The organism is Corynebacterium sp. MSK122 (assembly GCF_030229435.2).
Classification (GTDB): domain Bacteria; phylum Actinomycetota; class Actinomycetes; order Mycobacteriales; family Mycobacteriaceae; genus Corynebacterium; species Corynebacterium marquesiae.
The window spans coordinates 123866-147070 of the sequence record NZ_JASPHV020000001.1 but is presented as its reverse complement, the minus strand read 5'-3'; the positions used below and the strand labels follow the sequence as shown (position 1 = coordinate 147070).

General features: G+C 62.4%; 24 protein-coding genes. 13 read left to right on the top strand and 11 right to left on the bottom strand.

Features of this window, described 5'->3' with window-relative positions; translation table 11 throughout:
• Window positions 1–58: 58 nt before the first annotated feature.
• Window positions 59–922 (bottom strand): MetQ/NlpA family ABC transporter substrate-binding protein, encoded by an 864-nt coding sequence (locus QP934_RS00715; protein WP_419126525.1) that lies wholly within the window; start codon window positions 920–922, stop codon window positions 59–61.
• Window positions 923–1059: 137 nt separating this feature from the next.
• Between QP934_RS00715 and QP934_RS00710 the strand changes: the two genes are divergently transcribed.
• A complete protein-coding gene (locus QP934_RS00710) occupies window positions 1060–4179 on the top strand; it encodes an error-prone DNA polymerase (RefSeq protein ID WP_419126524.1) in 3120 nt (1039 codons plus the stop codon).
• Here QP934_RS00710 and QP934_RS00705 read toward each other — a convergent pair.
• From QP934_RS00705 to QP934_RS00690, 4 genes are read right to left on the bottom strand one after another with little or no spacing between them, the layout of a single operon-like run.
• Window positions 4176–4673: a hypothetical protein gene (locus QP934_RS00705; protein WP_337888043.1), complete on the bottom strand. Its 498-nt coding sequence runs from the start codon at window positions 4671–4673 to the stop codon at window positions 4176–4178. The genes QP934_RS00710 and QP934_RS00705 overlap by 4 nt on opposite strands.
• Window positions 4673–4936, bottom strand: a complete 264-nt coding sequence (locus QP934_RS00700) for a helix-turn-helix transcriptional regulator (protein WP_023020645.1) — start codon at window positions 4934–4936, stop codon at window positions 4673–4675. Before QP934_RS00700 ends, QP934_RS00705 begins: the two co-directional genes overlap by 1 nt.
• A 42-nt stretch (window positions 4937–4978) precedes the next feature.
• Window positions 4979–5188, bottom strand: a complete 210-nt coding sequence (locus tag QP934_RS00695) for a helix-turn-helix domain-containing protein (RefSeq protein ID WP_419126568.1) — start codon at window positions 5186–5188, stop codon at window positions 4979–4981.
• Between the two features lies 1 nt (window position 5189).
• Window positions 5190–5738 carry a hypothetical protein gene (locus tag QP934_RS00690; RefSeq protein WP_337888041.1) on the bottom strand — a complete coding sequence of 183 codons (549 nt, stop codon included), beginning with the start codon at window positions 5736–5738 and terminating at the stop codon, window positions 5190–5192.
• Window positions 5739–5849: 111 nt separating this feature from the next.
• On the opposite strand from QP934_RS00690, the gene QP934_RS00685 reads away from it, so the two are divergent.
• Entirely contained in the window at window positions 5850–6311 is a 462-nt protein-coding gene (locus QP934_RS00685) for a PH domain-containing protein (RefSeq protein ID WP_337888040.1), read from the top strand.
• Window positions 6308–7609, top strand: a complete 1302-nt coding sequence (locus QP934_RS00680) for a PH domain-containing protein (RefSeq protein ID WP_337888039.1) — start codon at window positions 6308–6310, stop codon at window positions 7607–7609. The genes QP934_RS00685 and QP934_RS00680 overlap by 4 nt, the downstream gene beginning before the upstream one ends.
• Here QP934_RS00680 and QP934_RS00675 read toward each other — a convergent pair.
• Window positions 7593–8063 carry a tRNA (cytidine(34)-2'-O)-methyltransferase gene (locus tag QP934_RS00675; protein ID WP_269954168.1) on the bottom strand — a complete coding sequence of 157 codons (471 nt, stop codon included), beginning with the start codon at window positions 8061–8063 and terminating at the stop codon, window positions 7593–7595. The genes QP934_RS00680 and QP934_RS00675 overlap by 17 nt on opposite strands.
• Window positions 8064–8086: 23 nt before the next feature.
• On the opposite strand from QP934_RS00675, the gene QP934_RS00670 reads away from it, so the two are divergent.
• The 3 genes from QP934_RS00670 (at window position 8087) to QP934_RS00660 (ending at window position 10352) form a co-directional block, all read left to right on the top strand.
• Complete coding sequence (locus tag QP934_RS00670) at window positions 8087–8935, top strand: bifunctional methylenetetrahydrofolate dehydrogenase/methenyltetrahydrofolate cyclohydrolase (RefSeq protein WP_049378933.1); 849 nt, start codon at window positions 8087–8089, stop codon at window positions 8933–8935.
• Window positions 8932–9246: a DUF3017 domain-containing protein gene (locus QP934_RS00665; protein WP_337888038.1), complete on the top strand. Its 315-nt coding sequence runs from the start codon at window positions 8932–8934 to the stop codon at window positions 9244–9246. The genes QP934_RS00670 and QP934_RS00665 overlap by 4 nt, the downstream gene beginning before the upstream one ends.
• Before the next feature lie 125 nt (window positions 9247–9371).
• Complete coding sequence (locus QP934_RS00660) at window positions 9372–10352, top strand: HNH endonuclease signature motif containing protein (protein ID WP_340418985.1); 981 nt, start codon at window positions 9372–9374, stop codon at window positions 10350–10352.
• Between the two features lie 128 nt (window positions 10353–10480).
• On the opposite strand, the gene metX is transcribed toward QP934_RS00660, so the two are convergent.
• The 4 genes from metX to QP934_RS00640 form a co-directional block, all read right to left on the bottom strand.
• The gene (gene metX / locus QP934_RS00655) at window positions 10481–11599 is read right to left on the bottom strand and encodes a homoserine O-acetyltransferase MetX (RefSeq protein ID WP_340418984.1); all 1119 of its coding nucleotides are present in this window, start codon (window positions 11597–11599) and stop codon (window positions 10481–10483) included.
• Window positions 11596–12912 carry an O-acetylhomoserine/O-acetylserine sulfhydrylase gene (locus tag QP934_RS00650; protein WP_317026370.1) on the bottom strand — a complete coding sequence of 439 codons (1317 nt, stop codon included), beginning with the start codon at window positions 12910–12912 and terminating at the stop codon, window positions 11596–11598. Before QP934_RS00650 ends, metX begins: the two co-directional genes overlap by 4 nt.
• Before the next feature lie 122 nt (window positions 12913–13034).
• Window positions 13035–13196: a hypothetical protein gene (locus QP934_RS00645; RefSeq protein ID WP_162837285.1), complete on the bottom strand. Its 162-nt coding sequence runs from the start codon at window positions 13194–13196 to the stop codon at window positions 13035–13037.
• A gap of 37 nt (window positions 13197–13233) precedes the next feature.
• Complete coding sequence (locus tag QP934_RS00640) at window positions 13234–14538, bottom strand: PLP-dependent aminotransferase family protein (RefSeq protein ID WP_419126520.1); 1305 nt, start codon at window positions 14536–14538, stop codon at window positions 13234–13236.
• A gap of 81 nt (window positions 14539–14619) precedes the next feature.
• On the opposite strand from QP934_RS00640, the gene pdxS reads away from it, so the two are divergent.
• Window positions 14620–15522, top strand: a complete 903-nt coding sequence (pdxS, locus tag QP934_RS00635) for a pyridoxal 5'-phosphate synthase lyase subunit PdxS (RefSeq protein ID WP_340419318.1) — start codon at window positions 14620–14622, stop codon at window positions 15520–15522.
• Entirely contained in the window at window positions 15516–16106 is a 591-nt protein-coding gene (gene pdxT / locus QP934_RS00630) for a pyridoxal 5'-phosphate synthase glutaminase subunit PdxT (RefSeq protein WP_340419317.1), read from the top strand. The genes pdxS and pdxT overlap by 7 nt, the downstream gene beginning before the upstream one ends.
• A gap of 72 nt (window positions 16107–16178) precedes the next feature.
• Here the strand turns inward: pdxT and QP934_RS00625 are convergent, their stop codons facing one another.
• The gene (locus tag QP934_RS00625) at window positions 16179–18392 is read right to left on the bottom strand and encodes an NADP-dependent isocitrate dehydrogenase (protein ID WP_419126519.1); all 2214 of its coding nucleotides are present in this window, start codon (window positions 18390–18392) and stop codon (window positions 16179–16181) included.
• Between the two features lie 215 nt (window positions 18393–18607).
• Here QP934_RS00625 and QP934_RS00620 point away from each other — a divergent pair, with 215 nt between their 5' ends.
• From QP934_RS00620 to trpS, 5 genes are all read left to right on the top strand, one after another.
• Window positions 18608–19861: an MFS transporter gene (locus QP934_RS00620; protein WP_419126518.1), complete on the top strand. Its 1254-nt coding sequence runs from the start codon at window positions 18608–18610 to the stop codon at window positions 19859–19861.
• 21 nt (window positions 19862–19882) lie between these two features.
• Entirely contained in the window at window positions 19883–20800 is a 918-nt protein-coding gene (locus QP934_RS00615) for an exodeoxyribonuclease III (RefSeq protein ID WP_419126517.1), read from the top strand.
• Window positions 20800–21771, top strand: coding sequence for a trimeric intracellular cation channel family protein (locus tag QP934_RS00610; RefSeq protein WP_248099788.1), 972 nt, complete (start codon window positions 20800–20802; stop codon window positions 21769–21771). Before QP934_RS00615 ends, QP934_RS00610 begins: the two co-directional genes overlap by 1 nt.
• A gap of 51 nt (window positions 21772–21822) precedes the next feature.
• Window positions 21823–22014, top strand: coding sequence for a hypothetical protein (locus tag QP934_RS00605; RefSeq protein WP_049378073.1), 192 nt, complete (start codon window positions 21823–21825; stop codon window positions 22012–22014).
• A gap of 115 nt (window positions 22015–22129) precedes the next feature.
• A complete protein-coding gene (gene trpS / locus QP934_RS00600; protein ID WP_419126516.1) occupies window positions 22130–23155 on the top strand; it encodes a tryptophan--tRNA ligase in 1026 nt (341 codons plus the stop codon).
• Window positions 23156–23205: the final 50 nt, after the last annotated feature.

Genomic DNA, 23205 nt, shown 5'->3' with positions numbered 1-23205 from the left:
TTAGCTAGGAAAGTGCCAAACCCCGCCGGGGGCTCCGGCGGGGTAAAAGCAAGGGTGATTAGTCCAGATCTGCTTCGAGCTTATCCAGGATCTTCTGCAGATCCTCCTGGCTGCGCTCCACCTCGACGGAGGTACCGGCGGAGTCTTCGTCGACGCCCTCCTGGACGGCGTCGCTGTGCCATAGCTCGGCGAGCTTCTTGATGTCCTCGTTATCGGCGTCTTCCTCGCGGACGGCGAAGACATTGATGTACGGCTCTGCCTCTTCAGAGTTCGGGTCGTCCTGGAAGATGGCAGTGGCTGGGTCGATGCCGGCGCGCTCCAAGAAGGAGTTATTGATAATCGCCGGGGTGCCCTCCCCGTGTGCGGACGTGGTCTGTGCCGCATCTACCGGGGTGACCTTGACCTTGGACTTCGCCTCGTCAATATCCAGCGGGGTGGGCTCCAGGTTCTCCTTGTCCTTCAGAGTGAGAAGGCCGGCCTGAACCAGCACGTTGATGGCGCGTGCTTGGTTGGTGGAGTCATTCGGAATGGCGACCTCTTCGCCCTCGATGCCGTCGAGGGAGTCGTGGTCCTTCCAGAACAGTGCCAGCGGCACGATCTCGGTAGCCACGATAGGCACCAGGTTGGTGCCGTTGCCGTGGTTATACTCCGCCAAGAACTTCAGGTGCTGGAAGTTATTGGTATCCAGCTCGCCTTGGTCCAGAGCCTGGTTTGGGGTGTTGTAATCCGCGAAAGGCTGGATATCGATGTCATAGCCTGCGTTCTTTGCTTCCTGCTCGAACGCTACCCACGCCTTCTTGGCGTCATCGGTGGTGCCGACTGTGATGGTCTTGGAGTCATCGGAGTCGGAAGAGCATGCCACCAGGCTGGTGGCAGCGATGGTTACGGCGGCGGTAGCAGCCACTACGCGACGGATCTGCATGGGGAATCCCCTTCTTGTAGGAGTTGAAATAATTTGTCTGTTTAGCAACTTAGCAATCAGCGAACCGCTTTGTCTATTGCGGGCATCACGTCCCACCAACTTGTCTAGAACAATGATTCGATATTACGCTGTCTGGAGTGGAATTTAATGGCGGAAAGGCACTGTCCTGGTCGCGGGTAGAGCGTATTCTCTCTGGTCGCGAATCTGCTGCGCCCGTGTCGGTTAATCACCTTCATGGGCCAGCGGATTCTGCTCGGTGCGGTCACTCCGCCGTCTCCTTTGCGGAGCTGCACGCGGTAAGTTCTTATAGCTTTCTCGACGGCGCCGCCGAGCCGGAGGAGCTGGTGGCCCGAGCTGTAGAGCTGGGCCTTGAGGGGTTGGCCATCGTGGACCGCGATGGCTTTTATGGCCTGATGAAATTTGCCGAAGCCGCAGCTAAAGCAGGACTTCCCGCCGTATATGGTGCGGAGTTATCGCTCACGGAGGCCCCGGTGACCGTGCTGGCACGCACCCCGGAGGGCTATCGCCGCCTGTCGCGCCTCATCGCGCGTGCTCGGATGGAAGCTGGCGAGAAAGATAGGGTGGTCTATCCACCGTTAGATGAGGTGGCACGCGAACTGGAAGGGGAGTGCTTCTTTCTGGTGGGGCCGGAGGCGCTAGCAGAAATCGATAACTTGCTCGAAAGAATAAAAATAGACAGCATAGTTCTCGAATATTCGTGCAGCATGTCCCCCGAGGATGCGGATCAGCACCGTTTCCTGGATAAATACAATAACCTGCGGGCCATCGCAACCGCACGGCCGGCGGCCGCGACCCGTGACCAAGCACGGCTCGCCGCAGCCAAGCGTGCCCTAGCCCGGCGCGAATCCCTCGCGGCCGCCGCGCCGCACGCCCACCCCATGGGTGCTGGCTGGCTGCGATCCGGCGAGCAGATGGCGCAACTCTTGCCGGATCGGCCGGAGCTCATCGCCGAAACTGTGGCGCTCGCCCGCGAGTGCTCCTTTACCTGGGATGCCCTCGCACCCAACCTGCCGCATTTTCCGGTGCCGGAGGGGCATACCGAAATGAGCTGGCTGGAGCACGAGGTCTGGCGCCGCGCCAAGGGCCGCTATGCTTCGCGCCCGGCCGAGATCCGGCAGGCAGCAAGGAAACAGATTCGGCATGAACTGGGCGTCATCAAGCAGCTGGGCTTTCCCGGCTACTTCCTGATTGTGTGCGACCTAGTGGATTTTTGCCGCCGCGAGAATATTCTGTGCCAAGGCCGTGGCTCGGCCGCCAACTCCGCGGTGTGCTTTGCGCTGGGTATTACCAACGCCGAGCCCATCTCCGCGCAGCTGCTTTTCGAGCGCTTTCTCTCCCCGGACCGCGATGGTCCGCCCGATATTGATATCGACATCGAGTCCGGCCGCCGCGAGGAAGTCATCCAGTATGTCTACCGCACCCACGGCCGTGATCGCGCCGCACAGGTAGCCAATGTCATTACCTATCGCCGCAAGGGAGCCACCCGAGATGCCGCCCGCGCGTTGGGCTACCCGCAGGGCTCGGCCGATGCGTGGTCGAAAGGTACCTCCGAGCCGCCTGCCGATGTCTCCTTATTGGCCGAGCAATTCCTCGGTCAGCCCCGCCACCTAGGAATCCACTCCGGCGGCATGGTGCTGTGCGATCGGCCTATTGCGGACGTCGTTCCGATGGAATGGGCGCGTATGGACAATCGCTCCGTGCTGCAATGGGATAAGGACGATTGCGCGGCCGCCGGCCTGGTGAAATTCGACCTTTTGGGCCTGGGCATGCTGGAGGCGCTACATCACATGATCGACGCTGTGCGCGCCACCACCAGCCGCGAGGTGCACCTGTGGGAGCTCGACCTCGCCGAACCGGAAGTCTATGACATGCTCTGCCGCGCCGATGCGGTGGGCGTCTTCCAGGTGGAATCCCGCGCGCAGCTAGCCACGTTGCCGCGCTTGAAGCCGCGCCGTTTCTTTGACCTGGTGGTCGAAGTCGCGCTCATTCGTCCCGGTCCCATCCAAGGCGGGTCCGTGCACCCTTACCTGCGTCGTCGCGATGGCCTAGAGGAGGTCACCTATGACCATCCCGTGCTGGAAAAGTCTCTGGGTAAGACTCTGGGCATCCCGCTCTTCCAGGAGCAGTTGATGCAGATCGCGGTCGACGCCGCCGGGTTCTCCGGTGCTGAGGCTGATGATCTGCGCCGCGCCATGGGCTCGAAGCGCTCTCCGGAAAAGATGGCCGCGCTGCGCAGTCGTTTCTATGCCGGTCTGCGCGAAACCAATGGCATCGAGGGCGAGGTGGCCGATAAGCTCTGGACCAAGATTGTGGCCTTTGCTGCCTATGGCTTCCCGGAGTCGCACTCGCAGTCCTTTGCCTCGCTGGTGTATTTTTCCGCGTGGTTTAAATATCACTACCCGGCGGAATTTTGTGTGGGCCTGCTGCGCGCACAGCCGATGGGTTTCTATTCCCCGCAGTCACTCATCCAGGATGCCCGGCGCCACGGCGTGCGGGTGCTGCCGGTAAGTATTAATGACTCCGGCGCCCAGGCCCGCGCGACGGGACCTGCCGAGATTCGCTTGGGCCTTAACCTCATCAAAGGGCTGGGGGAGTCCGCCGCCGAGCGTGTGGAGGCGGCCGCGCCTTTTGCTAGCGTGTCCGATCTTTCGCGCCGGGCGGACCTCAGTGTGGAGCAGGTGGAGGCGCTGGCCACGGCCGGGGCGTTGGAGTGCCTTGGGCTGGACCGTCGCCAAGCGTTGTGGCAGGCCGGCGTTGCCGCCACCGAGCGCGAGGGCATGCTGCCCGGCACCTCCGCCCTGGCCTCGCCGCACCTGCCCGGCATGTCTGCTTTTGAGCTTATGGCTACCGACGTCGCCGCCACCGGCGTGACCCATAACCAGCAGCCGATGGAGCTGGTGCGTGCCTCGCTTGCCGACGTCCTCCCTGCCTCCCAGCTCCCCCATATCCCCGATGGCACCCGCGTGCGCATCGCCGGCATTATCACGCACCGCCAGCGCCCGCGTACAGCGTCTGGCCTGACCTTTTTGGGTGTGGAGGATGAAACCGGCCTGATGAATGTGATGGTTTCACCCGGATTGTGGTCGCGGCATAAAGTTCTGGCCCGCACCGCCCGTGCGATGATCATCCGCGGCATCGTGCAAAATGCCACTGGTGCGGTGAGCGTGGTCGCGGACAAACTAGAGCCGCTGGACTTTGGGGAATTCCTCTCCCGCGGCTCCCGCGACTTCCGCTAGTTGCCGCCGCTGCGCAGCTCGTCCGCGTTAAGTTTATTGGCCAATTCCTTGGCTACCGCAAATGGGATCCACAGCAGCTGGATGTAGATGAGCTTGGCAAAGAAGATGGCAATATTAGCCCCGGAGGTTGCCTGCTCCACCGCAACCTGCTCCCCGCCTAAGAAGCGCAGCCCAAATGCGGTGGCGCCGGCGACGAGGAAGAGCACTATGGCCGTGGCCAAGGCAGTTTTAAGGCCTTGGTCGCGGGCGTCGGTATGCAGGCGCAGTTCGTACTCGTCCATCTCCGTGGTGGGAACGTCGAGGTGCCGAATGGACTGGCGCAGCCATGCGGTACAAGTAGTCGCCGCAATGCCAGCTATCGGCCACAGCAGATTAGACAAGCCAAGCGCGAAGAAGTGCAGGGCCGCCGCCATGATGGCCAGGCCGAGAAAAATATCGCCGGCCAGGACAAGGCGCTTGCGGCGAGAAACGGAGGCGGGAATCGGGTTAGCCATTAGGAATTCTTCCTGTAGATTTCAGTGGACATGGGGGAAAATTCCTGGCGGGAAAAGATGGCCTCCACGGGGAGGTCAAAGACCTCGCAGACGCGGAAGGCTAAGTCCAGGCTGGGGGAGTGGTCGCCGCGCTCAAGTGCACCGACGGTCTGGGGGTTGACATCGATGGCCTCAGCCAACTGCGCGCGCGACATGTCCCGCTCGGCGCGCAGCACACGAACCCGGTTATAAATGGGTGCGGAGGGCTTCTTCTTTGGGGACATAAATCAAAGTATTGCATAAACCCAACACGCTGGCAAGGGTTGTTACTCGACGCCGAAGATATCTCCCGGCTGGCAGTCCAGTGCCGCGCACAGTGCTGCCAGGGTGCTAAAGCGTACGGCTTTGGCGCGATTATTCTTCAGGACGGAGAGGTTAACTGGGGTGATTCCTACTTCTCTAGCGAGCGCCGCGCCGGTAATGTCGCGCTCTTGCATAATCCGGTCGAGGTGGCAGACTACTTGGGGTTCATGTATCTCAGACAAGGCCTTCGACCTCCTCTTCCAGCGTGCATCCGCGCTTGATGGCGGCCGAGAAGAGCTGCAAGGTGCAGACAAAGAGGTAGGGCAGGGCGAGCTCGCCAAGGGACGTTCCGTCCTGGCTGGCCCACCAGTCGATTCCAAGCTGTGAGGAGGCCCAGTTATTGCCCAGGCCTTCGAGTACGAATCGTCCGATAAACCAGACGAGGATGCCGGCGGTCATTCCGTTCAGGAGGCGGATATTTTTCGTATTAAAAACCTGCCCGCGAAGCATCGGCTTAACTAGGCGATAGGCAAAGAACGCGATAATTAAGATGGCCGCAATCTTGACGGCGAGCGCTGCGGCGAGCATCCAGAATGGCCCGCCGTCGAGGTTGTGTTTGCCTAGGCCTTCTGGGATGGCCGCGCTCAGTGCGGTGGAAAAGCGGCCGGTGGCAAGGTCGCGCAGGTAGGTGGGTCCGAGGATGATGATGGTGAGGAGGGCAAGACCGGCTGCCGCATTAATTTCGCGGCGCTCGGCCTTAGGGGTGGGTTGTGGGGTGGTCATGACAATCCTTTCCGTCGATAATTTATCGACTTTCGATGTTGTCGTAATTCGATAATATCGAGTAACGATAAGTAGCGCAAGGGGTGAACCCGATTGATACTGTCAATAGCTATGAGCGAAGAAATGAATCCCGTCTCACAGCGACTGGTGACCTCGCGCTATATCCACCACCTGAGCTGGATGTTTCTGCTCGCCGCGGCCGCCGCTGCTGCAGGCTTTTGGTGGACCCCGTGGTTCTATTGGGCGGCCGGAATTTTCGTCGCCCTTTTCTTCTGGCTGCTCTGGCTCATCCCCGCTCAAGTGCGCAACATGGGCTGGCTCGAAACCGACGACGAGCTACTTATCACCCGCGGCAAGCTCTGGTACACCTTCACCGTGGTGCCCTATGGCCGCATCCAGTTCGTCGACGTGACCTCCGGGCCCATCGACCGTGCCCTAGGCTTGAAAAAGCTGGAGCTCCATACGGCCTCGGCCAGCACGGATGCCACCATCAAAGGCTTGGAAGCCCCGCTTGCCGACGCCCTCCGTACCCGCCTTGCCCACCAAGCCCGCGAACGGATGAGCGGCCTATGAGCGATCAGCTCAGCTTCCGGCGCGTCCACCGCCTCACCCCGCTGCTGCGCCTGTGGTCCGTAATCCTAGCCCTCATCGCGGCCTTCGCCCTCAACGTCAACCTGGCAGCCCTGCGCGATATCTTCGCTTTTATTACCGGCGAACACCGCGGCGAGGCCTTGCGCGATACCGCCCTCGCCTTCGCCGGTTTCATCGCGGTCTGCGCGGTGGTGTGGCTCGTCTCAGGCCTATGGTGGCGCCGCATGGGCTATCGGCTCGGCGCAGAAGAGCTTTCTCTGCGCCGCGGCCTATTATCTGTCCAGCTGCGCACCGCACGCTATGACCGCACGCAGGCCGTTGACGTCGTCGAGCCCGTCATCGCCCGACTCTTTCGCCTCGCAGCCGTGCGCGTGGAAACCGCAGGCGGCCAATCTTCTGTCATCGAAATCGCCTACCTGAAGAAGGCCGACGCCGAGGCCCTACGCGATGACATCCTCGCCCGCGTTCACGGAGTTCCCATCTCCCAAACCGAGACACCGGCCGAGGAACCAGCTCTCGTGCCTGAAATCCCCATCGCCCGCTCCCTGATTGCGGCCGCGTTGCGTACATCCACGCTTTTCCTCGTCGGCTTCCTCATCCTCGTGGTGGTTACGCGGTTGCCGCTCTCGACCGCGCTGCCCATCCTCGTTGGCGCGCTTCCCAACGCCTGGAACGTGCTCGATTCTTCCTGGCGCTATACCGCCCACACCGATGGCGAGGTACTCAATATCACCTACGGCCTGGCCGATCGCCGCCGCCAAAGCATTCGCCTCGACCGCATCCACGCCGTGCAAATTACCCAGCCCTTCCTCTGGCGGCCCTTGGGCTGGTACGAGGTACGGGTTTCGGTAGCGGGGTATGGGGCGTCGGCAAGCGGCAAGGCTTCTGGCTCCACCCGCATCCTGCCGGTGGGCACCTTCGCCCAAGCCCAGCAATTCCTCCCGGCCGACGCCGCACCCACCTACGCCTCGCCGGCCCGCGCCAAGTGGGTCTCCCCGCTGGACTACCGCCAACAAACTGTGGCGCTTAACGGCGACTACGTCATAGTGCGCAACGGCCGGCTCAACCGCCGCATCAAGGCCATCCACACCTCCCATATCCAGGAGCTAACCTACCGCCGCGGGCCGATTTCCCAGGCGCTCGGCCTAGCCACAGTCGACCTCGACCTCGTCCAGGGGCCCGTGCGCATGGCCGCGCGCAACCTCACGCTTGCCGACGCCGCCGCACTCCTTGCCCGCCTGCGCTCCCGCCAACTACCGGATTTTAAACCGCCCCGTTAAAGCCCAGCTGGCGCCACGCCTCGAATACGGCCGTCGACGCCGAATTCGACAGGTTCATCGAGCGCCTAGCCGGCACCATAGGAATGCGCACGCGGTCCGTCACGCGCGAATGGTTAATATGCTCCTCCGGCAGGCCGGTCGGCTCCGTGCCAAAGAGTAGGACATCGCCTTCTTGGTATTCGATATCCGTAAACCACTTATCCGTATGCGTGGTAAACGCGAATACGCGCGCGCCCGGCAGCGCGTCCATGCAGGCCTGAAAATCCTTGTGAATCTGCACATCGGCCAGATCGTGATAATCCAGTCCGGCGCGCTTTAAGTGCTTATCGTCGAAATTGAAACCCAGCGGCTCAATCAGGTGCAGGCTCGCGCCCGTCACCGCGGCCGTGCGGATGGCGTTGCCCGTATTAGTAGGAATGACCGGGTTATCAAAGACAATGTGCAGCTGGCTCATGCCTTCAGTCTAGGATGGTGGCTATGAGCGCTACCAAACTAGATGGCACACTGTACCGCGACGAGATTTTTGCTGACCTTGCCCAGCGCGTGGCCGCGCTGAAGGACAAGGGGATTACCCCCGGCCTCGCCACCGTCCTGGTCGGCGAAGACCCCGGCTCCCAGTCCTATGTGAAGATGAAGCACCGCGACTGCGAAAAGCTCGGTATCAACTCCATCCGCAAGGACCTGCCGGCCGACATCACGCAGGAAGAGCTCGAGGCCGTCATCGATGAGCTCAACGCTGATGATGCCTGCACCGGCTATATCGTCCAGCTGCCGCTGCCCAAGCACTTGGATGAAAACGCCATCCTCGAGCGCATCGACCCCGCCAAGGATGCCGATGGCTTGCACCCGGTCAATCTGGGCAAGCTCGTGCTCAACGAGGAGGCGCCCCTGCCGTGCACCCCGAACGGCTGCCTGCACCTTTTGCGACGCTTCGGCGTTGAGCTCAACGGCGCCAAGACCGTGGTCATCGGCCGCGGCGTTACCGTGGGCCGCCCTATTGGCCTGATGCTTACCCGCCGCAGCGAGAACTCCACCGTCACCCTGTGCCACACCGGAACCAAAGACCTGGCCGCTGAGACCCGCGAGGCCGATATCGTCATCGCCGCCGCCGGCCAGCCCCACATGCTCACCGCGGACATGATTAAGGAAGGCGCCGCGCTTCTCGACGTCGGAGTTTCCCGCGTCGACGGCAAGCTCACCGGCGACATCCACCCAGACTGCTGGGACAAGGCCGGATTCGTCTCGCCGAACCCTGGCGGCGTCGGCCCGCTGACTCGTGCCTTCTTGGTGCGCAATATCGTCGAGCGCGCGGAAAAGTTGGCGTGAATCTAGATAACCCGCACGACGCCGGCCTCGCGCCCTCCTCGCTGCCGCCCGCCGCGCAGTGGGCAGCAATCGGCTTCTTCGTGGCCGGCGTGGTTGTCTCCGGTGGCTATGCTGTCTTCGAGTACTGGCGGCGAGCCACATTCCTCCTCGGCTTGGCCTTGCTGTGGCTCACCGTGGTCCGACTGACGTGTGATTCCAGTCGTGTCGGCGTGCTAGCCGTGCGCTCGCGCCGCTTCGACGCCTGTTTCACCGGTCTGCTCGGCGCCACGATGGCCTTTCTGGCCTTTTCCGTGGACTCGCTCGGCAGCTAGTTATCCACAGGTTTTTGTAGAGCCATCACCCATCTCGGCCCTAAATGGTGTAGTTCGGGCGGTTATCCACAGGCCATTGCCCGCCACCGCGCGCTGGGTTGCGCGGCCCACTTAGGCTCGGAGCCATGATTTCGACCTACCTGACAGCCGTGAACTCCCCGATGGTGCTCATCGAGGAGTGTGCTGGGCTGTCGGTAGAAGAGCTCGTCGATAAGGGCTTTAGCGACCGCGAAGCCGCCGAGTTCGCCCGCCTTGCCGATACCTACTTCGGTCGCACCTCCTTTCGCGCCAAGCAGCGCACCGCCCGCCGCACGACGCTGCCGCTCGATGCGCTAAAAATCATCGAGCACTACGCCCAGAAGTTGAAAACTCAGCGTGCGGCCTGGGCGCTGCGCGAAGAACTCTGCGCTCTGCGCGTTGCTACCAGCGAGATTGAAAAGCGCGCCCGCCGCCTTGTGCGCGAGGAACGCACCACCAAGCGCTCCGAGGGCGTGCGCCTAACCCGCCGCCGCGACGACCTGTGGACGCTGACCATTACCGCCGAGTCCGAACTGGTGGCAGAGATTAATAACCATGTCTCCACCGTCGCCGATGCTCGCCGCGTCTTTTCCCAGGGTGCCGCCGCTTCCACAATCACCACCAACGTGGTCCTCACCCTCAATGAGATGGTCAAGGTTACCCACGGCGAGGACGTGACGCTGCAGCTGACCAATGGCGCGCAGATTTCCGGTGCGGACCTTGCCCGCCGTGCGCTTGCCGACGTCGGCCTTATCACCCTCATCCATCCCGTCACCGGACCCGTAAACCTTTACCAATCGCGGCGCCGGGCTACGTGGAAGCAACGGCAGATGGCGATGGCGGAAAATCCAGTGTGCCCGTGGCCCGACTGCCACACGCCAGCGGATGAATGCCAAGTCCACCACCTCACCCCGTGGCTGCTCGGTGGGGACACCAATCCCGAAAACCTCACCATGGCCTGCAAGTATCACAACGGGGTCAATGATGATGACCCCAATGCGCCGCCGCGCCGCGGCCGGCTCGAGCGCCGCCCCGGCGAAGGCATCGTCTGGCGCCCGCCCTGGGCTACACCGCCCGAAGATCGCTGAGCCGCGTCCCGCCTCTGCTCGCCCCGTCAATCCATAGTCCCAGCGCAGCGTGCCGCACCGCTTACCGCTAGTGCGCGCTGCGCGGCTTTGGCGATCCCAGACTTGGCGGGCTCTTAATTGGCGGGTCCTTAAATTGTGTACTCAGTCGGATCGCCGGCCGCAGAATCGATGCGCGGGTCCGGTTGGGAAAGGGTGAGAAAGTTTCGCAAGATGCGATCCATCTGGCGTGACTCGGTAAGAAAGGCATCGTGGCCCACTGGGGAGACAACCTTCGCCATCGCCAACAGATTTCCCAGATTGCGCGAGATGTGTTCTTGCTGATGGTATGGATACAAGATATCCGTGTCGACCCCGACGACCATCGTTGGCACCTCGGACGAGCCCAGCGCGCGGTTGAGGCCGCCGCGGCCGCGGCCGATATCGTGGCGGTTGAGCGCCTCGGTGAGGGTGACATAGGAACCGGCATCAAAGCGATCGGCCAGCTTGGTGCCCTGGTAGTCCAGGTAGGAATTGACGGCAAAGCGCTCATTGCGGCGGCGGTAGGGCCCGAGCGGGTTCTCGCCGGTCTGGGCCTGGACACCGAAGCGCTCGTCGATTTCCTGCTCGCCGCGATACGTCAGGTGTGCAATGCGACGCGCGGCCGCCAGCCCCTCGCGTGGGCGCTGCGCGGAGGCGTAGTAATCGCCGCCATGCCAGAAAGAATCTTGCTCGATGGCCGCGATCTGTGCCGATTGGATACCAATCTGCCAGGCGGAAGCGCGGGCCGATACGGCAATGACGCAGGCCGCATCAACGGCCTCGGGATGCATCAGCGTCCACTCCAGCGTGCGCGCGCCGCCCATCGAACCGCCAATGATGGCGTGGACGTGGGTGATGCCGAGCTCGCGGAGCGCGGCGCGCTCGGCCGAGACGAGGTCGCGCACCGAAAGCGCGGGGAAGCGCGAGCCCCAGGCGCGGCCGTCGTCTGGGTGCGGGGAAGCGGGGCCGGTGGAGCCGGTGCATCCGCCGAGTGCGTTGGTGGCGATAACGCACCACTTCGTCGTATCTAGCGCCTTGCCAGGGCCGACCAGATCGGCCCACCACTCGGCCACATTCGAATCACCAGTCAGGGCGTGTTCAACCACAATGACGTTATTGCGGCCGTGGGGATCGCCGAGGAGGTGGCCGAAGCGGTGGTAGGCAATGTGGGCGTCGGCAAGCGTGGCGCCGGCTTCGGTGCGGAAGTCGCCGATGCTAACTAGCTTCATGCCAGCGCGTTAAAGCCCAGCTCGAGGTCCGCGATGATGTCATCGATGTGCTCGATGCCCACGGACAGACGGATGGTGGACTGGGTAATGCCGGCAGCAGCAAGCGCAGGCTCGTCGGACTGGGAGTGCGTGGTGGTTGCTGGGTGTACGGCCAGGGAGCGGGTGTCACCGATATTAGCGAGGTTGGAGTGGAGCTTGAGGGCGTCGATAAACGCCCAGGCTTCCTCGCGGCCGCCGTCGATGTCGAAGGAGAGGACGGAGCCGGTGTAGGCATAGCCGAGCTTTTCCTTGGTGGCCTTGTACGGCGAAGAATCCAGGCCGGCGTAGTTGACCTTGGTGACCTTGGCGTGGCCTTCCAGGTACTCGGCAACGGCCTGGGCGTTGGCATTGTGCTTTTCGACGCGCAGTCCCACCGTCTCAATTCCATTCAGCGTCAGCCAGGCGTTGAAGGGGGAGATGGCGGCGCCGGTATCGCGTAGCAGGCCGGCGCGGGCCTTGAGCGCGAAGGCTGGGGCGCCGAGATCAGCGTACTTCAGGCCGTGGTAGGCCTCATCTGGAGTGACGAAGTAGGGGAAGACGGGCTCGCCGTTGCGGGTGACGGTCCAGTCGAAGGAGCCGCCGTCGATAATGGCGCCGCCGATGGCCGAGCCATTGCCGGTGTAGAACTTGGTGGTCGAAACCACGACGATGTCCGCGCCGAGGTCCAACGGCCGGGCGAGGGCGGCAGTGGCGATGGTGTTATCCACGATGAGCGGGACTTGGTTATTGTGGGCGACCTCGGCGATGGCCGGGATATCGAGGACATCGGCCACGGGGTTGCCGAAGGTCTCGCCGTAGAAGGCCTTAGTATTCGGCTGGACGGCGTCCTGCCAGGATTGCGGATCATCCGGGTTCTCGACGAGGGTGACGTCGATGCCTAGGCGCTTGAGCGTGACGGTAAAGAGTGTTGAGGTGCCGCCGTAGAGGCGCGGGGAAGTAACGATGTGGTCGCCGGCCGAGGCGAGGTTCAAAATGGCCGCGGTTTCGGCGGCCTGGCCGGAAGCGAAGGCAACGGCCGCGACGCCGCCCTCGAGGGAGGCGAGGCGTTCTTCCAGCGCGTCCTGGGTGGGGTTGGTCAGGCGGGTGTAGATGGGGCCGGCGTCGGAAAGATTGAAGCGGTTGGCCGCGTGCTCGGCGTCGTTAAAGACGTAGGAAGTGGTCTGGTAAATCGGCACGTTGCGGGCGTTGTGGTGCCCGTCGAGGTTTTGGCCCGCGTGTACGGAGCGGGTAGCGAAGGACCAGTTGGAATTGGAGTTATCGTATTTCGTCGTCATGCTTGGCAAGACTAGACCAAGCGGTATGTCTGGCGAACAGATCTTGGAAAACGCGCTGGCAGAACCGAGAATAAAAATAGACCAAGCGGTCGGTGTGTGCTTGGTCTGGTGGGGTGCCTTGCTTAGCGGTGGCGGTCTTGTTTCTCGAGCTGATCAGCAATGCGGCGGGTGTTAGTGCGAGTTTCGTTGCTATTGCGTACGAGCTTGACCACGATGGCGATGATTCCGGCGAGGATAAGAAACGGAATGAGTATGAGTAGGAATTCAAGCGGGCCGAGGGACATGCATTACCTTTCTTTTATGATCCTTGGGGTTACGGTATCACTCGCGTAAGGCGGCCGCGACCGCGGAGAGGCTCGTGCGCAGCTCGGTGTCGCTAAGGTGGCCGAAGCCGAGCACGACTCCGTCTTCGGCGTCGGCGCCTCCCCAATAATCGCGCAGCGGGGTGAGCTTGATGCCGCGGGCGGCGGCGCGGGGAACAACGGCGGGATCACACAACAGCACCGCGTGGAGGCCACCGTGGATGGGCAGGAGTTGCGCGCCATCGATGGTGCCGAGCGTTTCGGCTACCAGGTTGCGGCGGCGTTTATAGGTGCGGCGCATGCGGCCGGTGTGGCGTCGTAAAGCGCCGCTGGCAAGGTAGTGGGCGAGCGCGGCCTGGGGGATGGCGCCGACGGGTTGGCCGAAGACCTCGCGCACGCGGTCCACGGCCGGGCGCAGGCGCGGTGGGACGACGAGGTAGCCGCAGGCAATGGAGGGGGAGATGACCGAGGAGAAGGTGCCCAGCAGCACGGTGTGTTCTGGGGCGAGTGCGGCCAGGGCGGGCAGCGGCTGGCCGACGTAGCGCAGTTCGGAATCAAAGTCATCCTCGATGAGGAGGGCGTCGTGTGCGCGAGCCCATTCGACGAGTTCGGCGCGCCGGGCCGCTGGCAAGGACCCTCCATAGGGGTGCTGGTGGGAAGGAGTAACGATGAGAACGTCGAGGTCAACGGTGGGCACGGTGATGCCTTCGGTGTCGGTGGGGACGTCGACAAGCACGTGGCCCAGGGCCTGGGGGACGCGGCGAAGACTGGGGTAGCCAGGGGACTCCACGCCGACGCGCAAGCGACCGCCCAAGGCGCGCAGCAGCAGCGAGAGGCCGTCGCGGGCGCCGGCGGTCACCACCACATAGGCCGGATCGACGGTGAGTCCACGCATGTGGCGCAGGTGCGCGGCCACCTCGCGGGGGAGATCACCGGAGGGGTCCACTGCGGCCTTGCGCCACGCCGCCCTCCATTCGGGGGTGAGGATGCCGGCGGTATCGGGCAGACCGGGGGTTAGTTCTACACGCGGTGGGGCAGGGGCGGGCCGCGGGGCAGAATGAGACTGCGGCGCGCGGGCGTGGGGGAGGCGCGGGTTGATGACGGTGCCGGAGCCAACCTCCGCGGTGAGGTAGCCCTCGGCCGTGAGTTGCTCGTAGGCGGTGACCACGCTGCCTCGGGAAACGGCGAGCTGCGAAGCCAAGTGGCGGGTCGAGGGAACGCGCTCGCCGGGCAGGAGGACTCCTGCGGCGACTTGGGCGCGCAGGGCCGCGGCAATTTGCACGGGCAGCGGCCGCGTATCAGAGGGATCGAGGCGAAGAGGCACGGGCCCATCATAAGTGGTCTAATCCAACACGCTGAAAATGGCTCTTGTCTTGTACCACTTGTGTGGGCCACTATGGCACCTATGACTGAACAGGTAAATGGACAAGGACGCGCTACCACGCGCGTGAAGCGAGGACTAGCCGATATGTTGAAGGGCGGCGTCATCATGGACGTCGTCACGCCGGAACAGGCGCGCATTGCAGAGGACGCGGGCGCCTCGGCCGTGATGGCGCTGGAGCGCGTGCCGGCCGATATCCGCGCGCAGGGCGGCGTGGCCCGCATGTCGGATCCGGAGCTTATCGAGGGCATCGTCGAGGCCGTCGACATCCCCGTCATGGCCAAGGCCCGTATCGGCCACTTCGTCGAGGCGCAGATCCTGGGCGAGCTGGGTGTGGACTTTATCGATGAGTCCGAGGTGCTCAGCCCGGCCGATTACGTCAACCACATCAATAAGTGGGACTTCGACGTGCCGTTCGTGTGCGGCGCCACCAACCTGGGCGAGGCGCTGCGCCGCATCACCGAGGGCGCGGCCATGATTCGCTCCAAGGGTGAGGCTGGCACCGGCGATGTCTCCGAGGCCGTGAAGCACCTGCGCACCATTAAGGCCGAGATTGCCCGCCTGCGCCACTTGGATCGCGATGAACTCTACGTCGCAGCCAAGGAGCTGCAGGCCCCGTACGACCTGGTCGCCGAGGTTGCGGAGACCGGCAACCTCCCAGTCGTGCTCTTTGTTGCCGGTGGTGTGGCTACGCCTGCCGACGCCGCCCTTGTCCGCCAAATGGGCGCCGAAGGCGTCTTTGTCGGCTCCGGCATCTTCAAGTCCGGGAACCCGGCGGCGCGCGCGGAGGCCATCGTCAAGGCGGCTACCCTCTACGATCAGCCGGCCGAGCTAGCTAAGCTTTCTCGTGGCTTGGGCGAGGCCATGGTGGGCATTAACGTCAACGACGTTCCTGCACCGCACCGCCTGGCTGAGCGCGGATGGTAGCTACCGTCGGGGTCCTGGCGCTGCAGGGCGGCGTCGAGGAGCACCTGCGCATTTTGGACGGGCTCGGTGTGGCTACGCGCCGGGTGCGGGTGCCGCGCGACGTGGACGGGCTCGACGGGCTGGTGATTCCGGGCGGCGAGTCGAGTGTTATCGATAAGCTGGCGCGTAGCTTCGGGCTGGCCGAGCCGCTGCGCGATGCCGTGGCCGCAGGATTGCCGGTGCTCGCGACCTGCGCGGGACTCATCTACTGCGCCCGCGAGCTCGATAACCCCGCGCCGGGGCAACAAACCCTAGGGCTAGTGGACGTGACCGTGCGCCGCAATGCCTTTGGCAACCAGCGCTTTTCCGAGGAACGTACCGTGCCCGTCGCGATGGGGGAGGACACGCTCGACATTGAGGCGAGCTTTATCCGTGCGCCCATCGTGACCCGCGTTGGCGACGGCGTTGAGGTCATCGCGACGGTGCCGGGCGAGAACGGCGACGCGGTGGTCGGCGTGCGCCAAGGCCGCGTGACGGCGCTGAGCTTCCACCCAGAAGAAAATGGCGACGCTCGCGTGCACGCCGCTTGGCTCGAAAGCTTCTAAACCCACGCGCATACTGAAGCCGCCCCGCAGCGAAGCAATCAACGCTGCGGGGCGGCTTTCGCCTGGGAAGACTTACTTCTTCAGGCCGTCGATGATCTCGTTGAACTGAGCAACTGGGCGCATGACGGCAGAGGTCTTCTCGTCATTCGGCCAGTAGTAGCCGCCGAGGTCGGCGGGGTTGCCTTGGGCGTCGACAAGCGCCTGGGCAATCTCGTCTGCCTGGGAGGACAGCTGGGAAGCCACGTCCTTGAACGCAGCGGCGAGGTCGGCATCATCGGTCTGGTTAGCCAGCTCTTCGGCCCAGAAGGTGGCCAGGAAGAAGTGGGAACCGCGGTTGTCGATTTCGCCTGCCTTGCGGGACGGGGATTTGCCCTCATTGAGCAGGCGCTCGGTGGCCTTGTCCAAGGTGGCGGCCAGGACGCCGGCCTTCCCGTTGCCGTTGGTCTGCTTTTCGTGGCGGAAGGACTCTGCTAGGGCTAGGAACTCGCCGAGGGAATCCCAGCGCAGGTGGTTTTCTTCCTCTACCTGCTGTACGTGCTTCGGGGCAGAGCCGCCGGCACCGGTCTCGAAGAGGCCGCCGCCTGCCATGAGTGGAACCACAGACAGCATCTTGGCGGAGGTACCCAGCTCGAGGATGGGGAAGAGGTCCGTGTTGTAGTCACGCAGCACGTTGCCGGTAACAGAGATGGTGTCCTCGCCGCGGCGGATGCGCTCGATGGAGGTCTTGGTAGCGGTGACCGGATCCTCGATGGAGATATCCAGGCCCTCGGTGTCGTGGTCCTTAAGGTACTTCTCCACCAGGGACTTGATATTGCGGTCGTGGCCGCGCTCTGGGTCGAGCCAGAAGATGGTCTTCATGCCGGACAGGCGAGCGCGGTTGACGGCGAGCTTGACCCAGTCCTGGATCGGAGCGTCCTTGGTCTGGCAAGCGCGCCAGATATCGCCTTCCTCCACGTCGTGGGAGATGAGGACCTCGCCCTGGGAGTTGCGGACCTCAACGGTGCCTGCGGCCGGAATCTTGAAGGTCTTGTTGTGGGAGCCGTACTCCTCGGCCTTTTGCGCCATGAGGCCGACGTTCGGCACGGTACCCATGGTGGTTGGGTCGAAGGCGCCGTTTTCCTTGCAGTCCTCGATAACGGCCTGGTAGACGCCGGCGTAGGAGGAATCCGGGATGACGGCGAGGGTGTCCTGCTCCTCGTCGTTCTTATTCCACATGTGGCCGGAGGTGCGGATCATGGCGGGCATGGAGGCGTCAATAATGACGTCGGAAGGCACGTGCAGGTTGGTGATGCCCTTGTGGGAGTTGACCATGGCGAGGTCGGGGCCGTCGGAAAGCGCAGCATCGAAAGCAGCCTTGATTTCCTCGCCCTTATCCAGGTTCTTCAGGCCCTCGTAAATAGCGCCCAAGCCGTTCTCACCGTTGAGGCCGGCAGCCAGCAGCTCTTCGCCGTACTTGTCATAAACATCGGCGAAGAAGGCGCGGACAACGTGGCCGAAGAGGATGGGGTCAGAGACCTTCATCATGGTGGCCTTGAGGTGGGTCGAGAAGAGCACGCCTTCTTCCTTGGCGCGCTTGACCTGTGCGATGAGGAACTCATCCAGGGCCTTGGCGGACATAAAGGTGCCGTCGATGACCTCACCCTTGAGAACCGGTAGCTCCGGCAGCAGGGCTTGTTCGCCATCGGCGGTCTTGAGAACGATGGACAGGGTGTCCTCGTTGTCCAGGATGACGGACTTTTCATTGTGGCGGAAGTCGTTGTCCGCCATGGTGGCAACGTTGGTCTTGGAGTCCTTGGACCACTCGCCCATGCGGTGCGGGTGCTTCTTCACAAAGTTCTTGACTGCCTCCGGTGCGCGGCGGTCGGAGTTGCCCTCACGCAGCACTGGGTTAACAGCGGAGCCCTTGACGGAGTCATAGCGGGCGGCGATGTCCTTTTCTTCCTCGGTGGAAGGATTATCCGGGTAATCAGGCAGGTCGTAGCCGGCAGCCTGCAGCTCGGCGATGGCCTTCTTCAGCTGCACCAGGGAAGCGGAAATATTCGGCAGTTTGATGATATTTGCTTCCGGGGTCTTGGCCATCTTGCCCAGCTCCGCTAGGGCGTCTTCGACCTTCTGCTCCTCGGTCAGGCGCTCTGGGAACTGCGCGGCGATGCGGGCGGCCAGCGAGATATCGCGGGTTTCCACGTCGATGCCCGCGGTGGAAGCGAAGGCCTCCACGATGGGCTTGAGGGAGTAGGTCGCCAGCAGCGGCGCCTCATCGGTACGGGTCCACGTAATCTTTGCCATGATTCTCCTATATAACGTTGGAAAATTGTTCAAGTGCCCAGATTACCGATTTTGTGGGCGACATGTGGGCCAGTTTGCTGATAGTGATCCCCCATTTGCGCCCCTTGAAAAGGGTTGCGTGGCCGCTGTCACCCATGCGCGGGAGGGGTGGAGATATTCACGACCACCCGCTGCGGGCATGCTACAGCTAAACGTGGGGTGTACCCTCACTCTTCATGAAAATCATCGACGAGCTCAGCCCGCGCAGCGCACACGAACACCGCATTCGCCGCCGTCCGCTGCCGTTGCAAACGGAGATTACCGCCCGCCGCCGCGCCATCGTCATGGTCGCCATGGCCCTGGGCGCGTTTGCCATTGGCACGACGGAGTTTGTGTCGATGGGCCTGCTGCCGCTTATTGCAGATGATTTTGGCATTTCGGAAGAAAACGCCTCGACGCTCATCACCATCTATGCCATGGGCGTGGTGGGCGGTGCCCCGCTGATTGCGGCCTTTACCGGCAAACTGCCGCGCCGCCGTCTAATCCTGCTGCTCATTGGGTTCCTCGTGGTGGGCAACCTGCTCTCGGTCTTGGCACCGAATTACGCGATCCTCATGGTGGCGCGCTTTATCGCCGGCATGCCGCACGGTGCTTATTTCTCCGTAGCTAACCTTTCTGCCGCATCTATGGCGCCCCCAGGTGGCCGCGGTAAGGCTATGGCTTATGTGGGCATGGGCCTGGCCATCGCCACGGTGATTGGTGTGCCGGCTGCCCAAGCCCTCGGCTCCGCGCTGGGCTGGCAGGCGGCCTACCTGGTGGTCGTGGCCTTGGGCATTGTCACCGCCATTGCGTTGTTCTTCCTGATGCCGCACATGACGGAGATGAAACAGACCGATATCCGCACCGAATTTGGTGCGTTCAAAAACAGCCAGGTGTGGTTTACCGTCATCATGGGCGTGGTCGGCTTTGGCGGCATGTTCTCCGTCTATACCTATATTTCTTGGACTATGACCGAGGTCGCCGGCATGGACCAGAGCCTCATTTGGGTGGTGCTCATGGCCTATGGAATCGGCATGACCGTCGGCAATGCCTTCGGCGGCTGGCTTGCTGACCGCAATCTGGAGTTTGGCATCATTTTTGCCCTGGCCTGCCTTATCGTTATCCTCACGGCCTTCTACTTCCTCTCCGGCCATGCCATCCCCGCTACCTTGTGCTTTGGCTGCGTGGCCTTTATGGGCTCCACGCTGGTGCCTTCGCTGCAGCTGCGTTTGGTGCATGTGGCTGGCGACGCCCAGACTTTGGCCGCCGCTCTTAACCAGTCCGCGCTCAACATTGCGAATGCAGCGGGCGCTACCATTGGTGGCGCCGTCGTGGGTGCTGGACTGGGCTACTCCGCTCCGGCGCTGGCGGGTGCTGGACTGGCGGCTGCGGGTTGCCTGGTGTGGGCTGCGACGATGTGGGATAAAAAGCGCCTTGCTCGCCGCGCCTAGGCGGACCGATATGCTGTTGGCATGACCCTTACCATCGCGAGCGTAAACGTCAATGGAATCCGTGCTGCGTGCAAGCAGCGCAATGAAAATAATCCTGGAATGAATGCCTGGTTAGAGGCGACTTCGGCCGATATCGTGGTCATGCAAGAGGTACGCGCTACCCCGGAGCAGGCCGAAAAGGCCTTGGCCCCAGCACTAGAGGCGGGATGGCACTTAGCGCTTGCCGACGCCGCCGCAAAGGGCCGCGCCGGCGTGGGCATCCTGTCTCGCACCCCGCTGGCCGACGTCGAAGTGGGCTTCGGCTCCTTTAGCGATGCCGGCCGCTGGATTGCCGCCACCACCCGCGATATTCGCGTCGCCTCTCTGTACCTGCCTTCCGGTGATACGGATTCGCCGAAGTTGGATGAAAAATACCGCTTCTTGGACGAGTTCCAGGACATTCTGGCGGATAATGCGGCGCGGACGAACTCCGATGGCAGCCCGGTCGACATGGTGATCGGCGGCGATTGGAATATCTGCCACCGCGCCCAGGACCTGAAGAATAATAAGGCCAATGAAAAGAAGGCTGGCCACCTGCCGGAGGAGCGCGCCTTCATGGACCACGTCTTTGGTGCGTTCCCGGATGACAAGCCGCAGGAAAAGAAGAACCTGGGGCAGTGGCAGGGCGTGGTGGAGTACGCCGGCGGCGAGCCGTGGTCCCCGGCCACAGATCCGCAGTGGTTTGACGTAGCCCGTCGCCTCCATCCGGATGAAGACGGTCCGTATACCTGGTGGACCTACCGCGGCCAGGCGTTTAATAACAACGCTGGGTGGCGCATCGATTATCAGGCGGCTACCCGCCCGATGCTGGAGCGCGCGCAGCGCACCTGGGTGGAAAAGGCCCCCACCGTAGAGCAGCGCTGGTCCGACCATTCCCCACTATTGGTGGAGTACAGCTGATGACGCCACTATTTAGCGTCCTTTACGTAGTCGGCATTACGGCCGAGTCCATGACTGCCGCATTATCCGCTGGACGCCAAAAGCTTGATCTTTTTGGCGTCACCATGATCGCCTCCATGACGGCGCTAGGCGGGGGTACGGTGCGCGATATGATCCTCGATGACCCTCCATTTACCTGGGTTGAGCACCCCATCTATTTGGTGATCGTCATCGTGGCGGCCGTGGTGACGGTGGGCATGTCCTTCCTCATGCACTATTTCCGCCACCTCTTCCTCATCTTGGATGCGCTGGGGCTTGCGGTCTTTTCGGTGCTCGGCACCCAAATCGCGGTCCACCTGGGACATGGGTTCATTATTGCCTCGGTGTCTGCGGTGATTTCCGGCGTCTTTGGTGGCGTGCTGCGTGACCTGCTTTCAGATCGCATTCCGCTGGTTTTTTCCGGCGAGTATTATGCCGCCATTTCGCTGTTGGCTGCGGCACTATTTATGGCGCTGTACCACGGTGGTCTAGCCGAAGAACCGGCTGCGATCATCACCGCCTCAGTGTGTTTCATCGCTCGCTTGGCCGCGATCTACTTCAAGAAAGGCCTGCCCGTCTTCGAATATCGTGATGCCGAACAGCAGATGGACCCGCGCCTGCGTTTGTCCGCGCGCATCGTGCGCGATGGCGCCCGCAAAGCCAAGCGCAAGGCAGGCGCGGCCACGCGCTATGCCAGCCCCATCACGCGCCCGCTGACTAGGCCTTTAAGTCGCCCGTTTAAGAACAAGACACGAGCTTTTTCTACTGCGGCAGAGAGGGCGGACTACGACGATATTTCGAGCAACCGCATCGCGCGCCGGCCGAAGCAACAATCGATTACGCGGCCGAGTGGCCGGCACTCGCCAGGGGCAAGGGGAGTAAACGTGGAGCAGCAGTGGAGCTTTAATAAGGGGGACGTCGGCAAGCGCAAGGCGCCCAAGCACAAGCAGTAGTGCTACTATAGGTAGGTCAAAAAAATCAGTAATCTGCAACGGAGAAAGTTCATGGCTCGCGCAATTATTTCTTTCGTCCTCGGCGCTGTAATCCTCGGCCTGAGCATCTGGTGGTGGACCGTTGTTGGTCCGTCCTTCGCTTTCCTCGGCCCTATCGTGCTCATGGGCGTGGGCGGCGCGCTGATGGTTGCGGGCTTTGCCATCTTTATGGATGTTGTTAGCCCCACCTCCCGCAAGATTTAAGTTCTTGCGCCGCTTCCCCTGCCCTAAGGGTAGGGGATTTTTTCGATCCGAAAGTGCGGCGCCTAAGTCAAGGAGGTCAACCGCGCACCGAGCTTAGGGGGTAGGATAAAGCACCATGACTGCAGACAATTCCACCGTTTCCCGCGTCCTGTCCGGTATCCAACCCACCGCTGATTCCTATCACCTGGGTAATTACTTGGGAGCGCTCAAGCAGTGGATTGACCTGCAGGACGGCTATGACGCCTTCTACTTCATCCCTGACCTGCACGCGATTACCGTGGAGCAAAACCCGGAGGAGCTGCGCAACCGCACCATCGCAGGTGCCGCACAGCTCATCGCCCTGGGCATTGATCCGGAAAAGTCCACGCTCTTCGTGCAGTCGCACGTGCCCGCCCACGCGGAGCTGACCTGGGTTTTCCAGTGCCTCACCGGCTTTGGCGAGGCCTCCCGTATGACCCAATTTAAGGATAAGTCCGCCAAGCAGGGCTCGGATCGCACCTCGGTGGGCCTATTTACCTACCCGATCCTCATGGCCGCAGATATTTTGCTCTACTCGCCGGATTATGTGCCCGTGGGTGAGGACCAGCGCCAGCACCTCGAGCTGACCCGCAACCTGGCCGAGCGCTTCAACAATAAGTACGGTGAGACCTTCAAGGTACCGGAGCCGTTCATCCCGGAGGGTGCGGCCAAGATTTATGACCTGCAGGAGCCGACCTCCAAGATGTCTAAGTCCGGCGCTAACCCCAAGGGTTTGGTCAATCTCTTGGACGCACCGAAGACCTCAGCCAAGCGCATTAAATCCGCCGTGACGGATGACTTGGGTTCGGTAGCTTTTGACCGCGAAAATCAGCCGGGCGTGTCCAACCTATTGGTCATCCAGTCCGCGCTGACCGGTGAGTCTATCGATTCCTTGGTGGAGAAGTACGCCGGCCAAGGCTATGGCCACCTCAAGGTCGATACCGCAGATGCGCTGCAGGAATTTACCACTCCGCTCAAGGAACGCTACGACGAACTTATGGCAGATCGCGGCCAGCTCGAGCGCATCCTGGCCAAGGGCGCAGAGACAGCGCAAGAGATTGCCCAGCCGCTTGTCGACGACGTCTATAAGAAGGTCGGCTTCCTTCCTCGCCTGTGCAAGTAGTCGGCGGCTGCTTCCCCCGTGCACCACCCCACAAAGGGACAAGTGGGCAT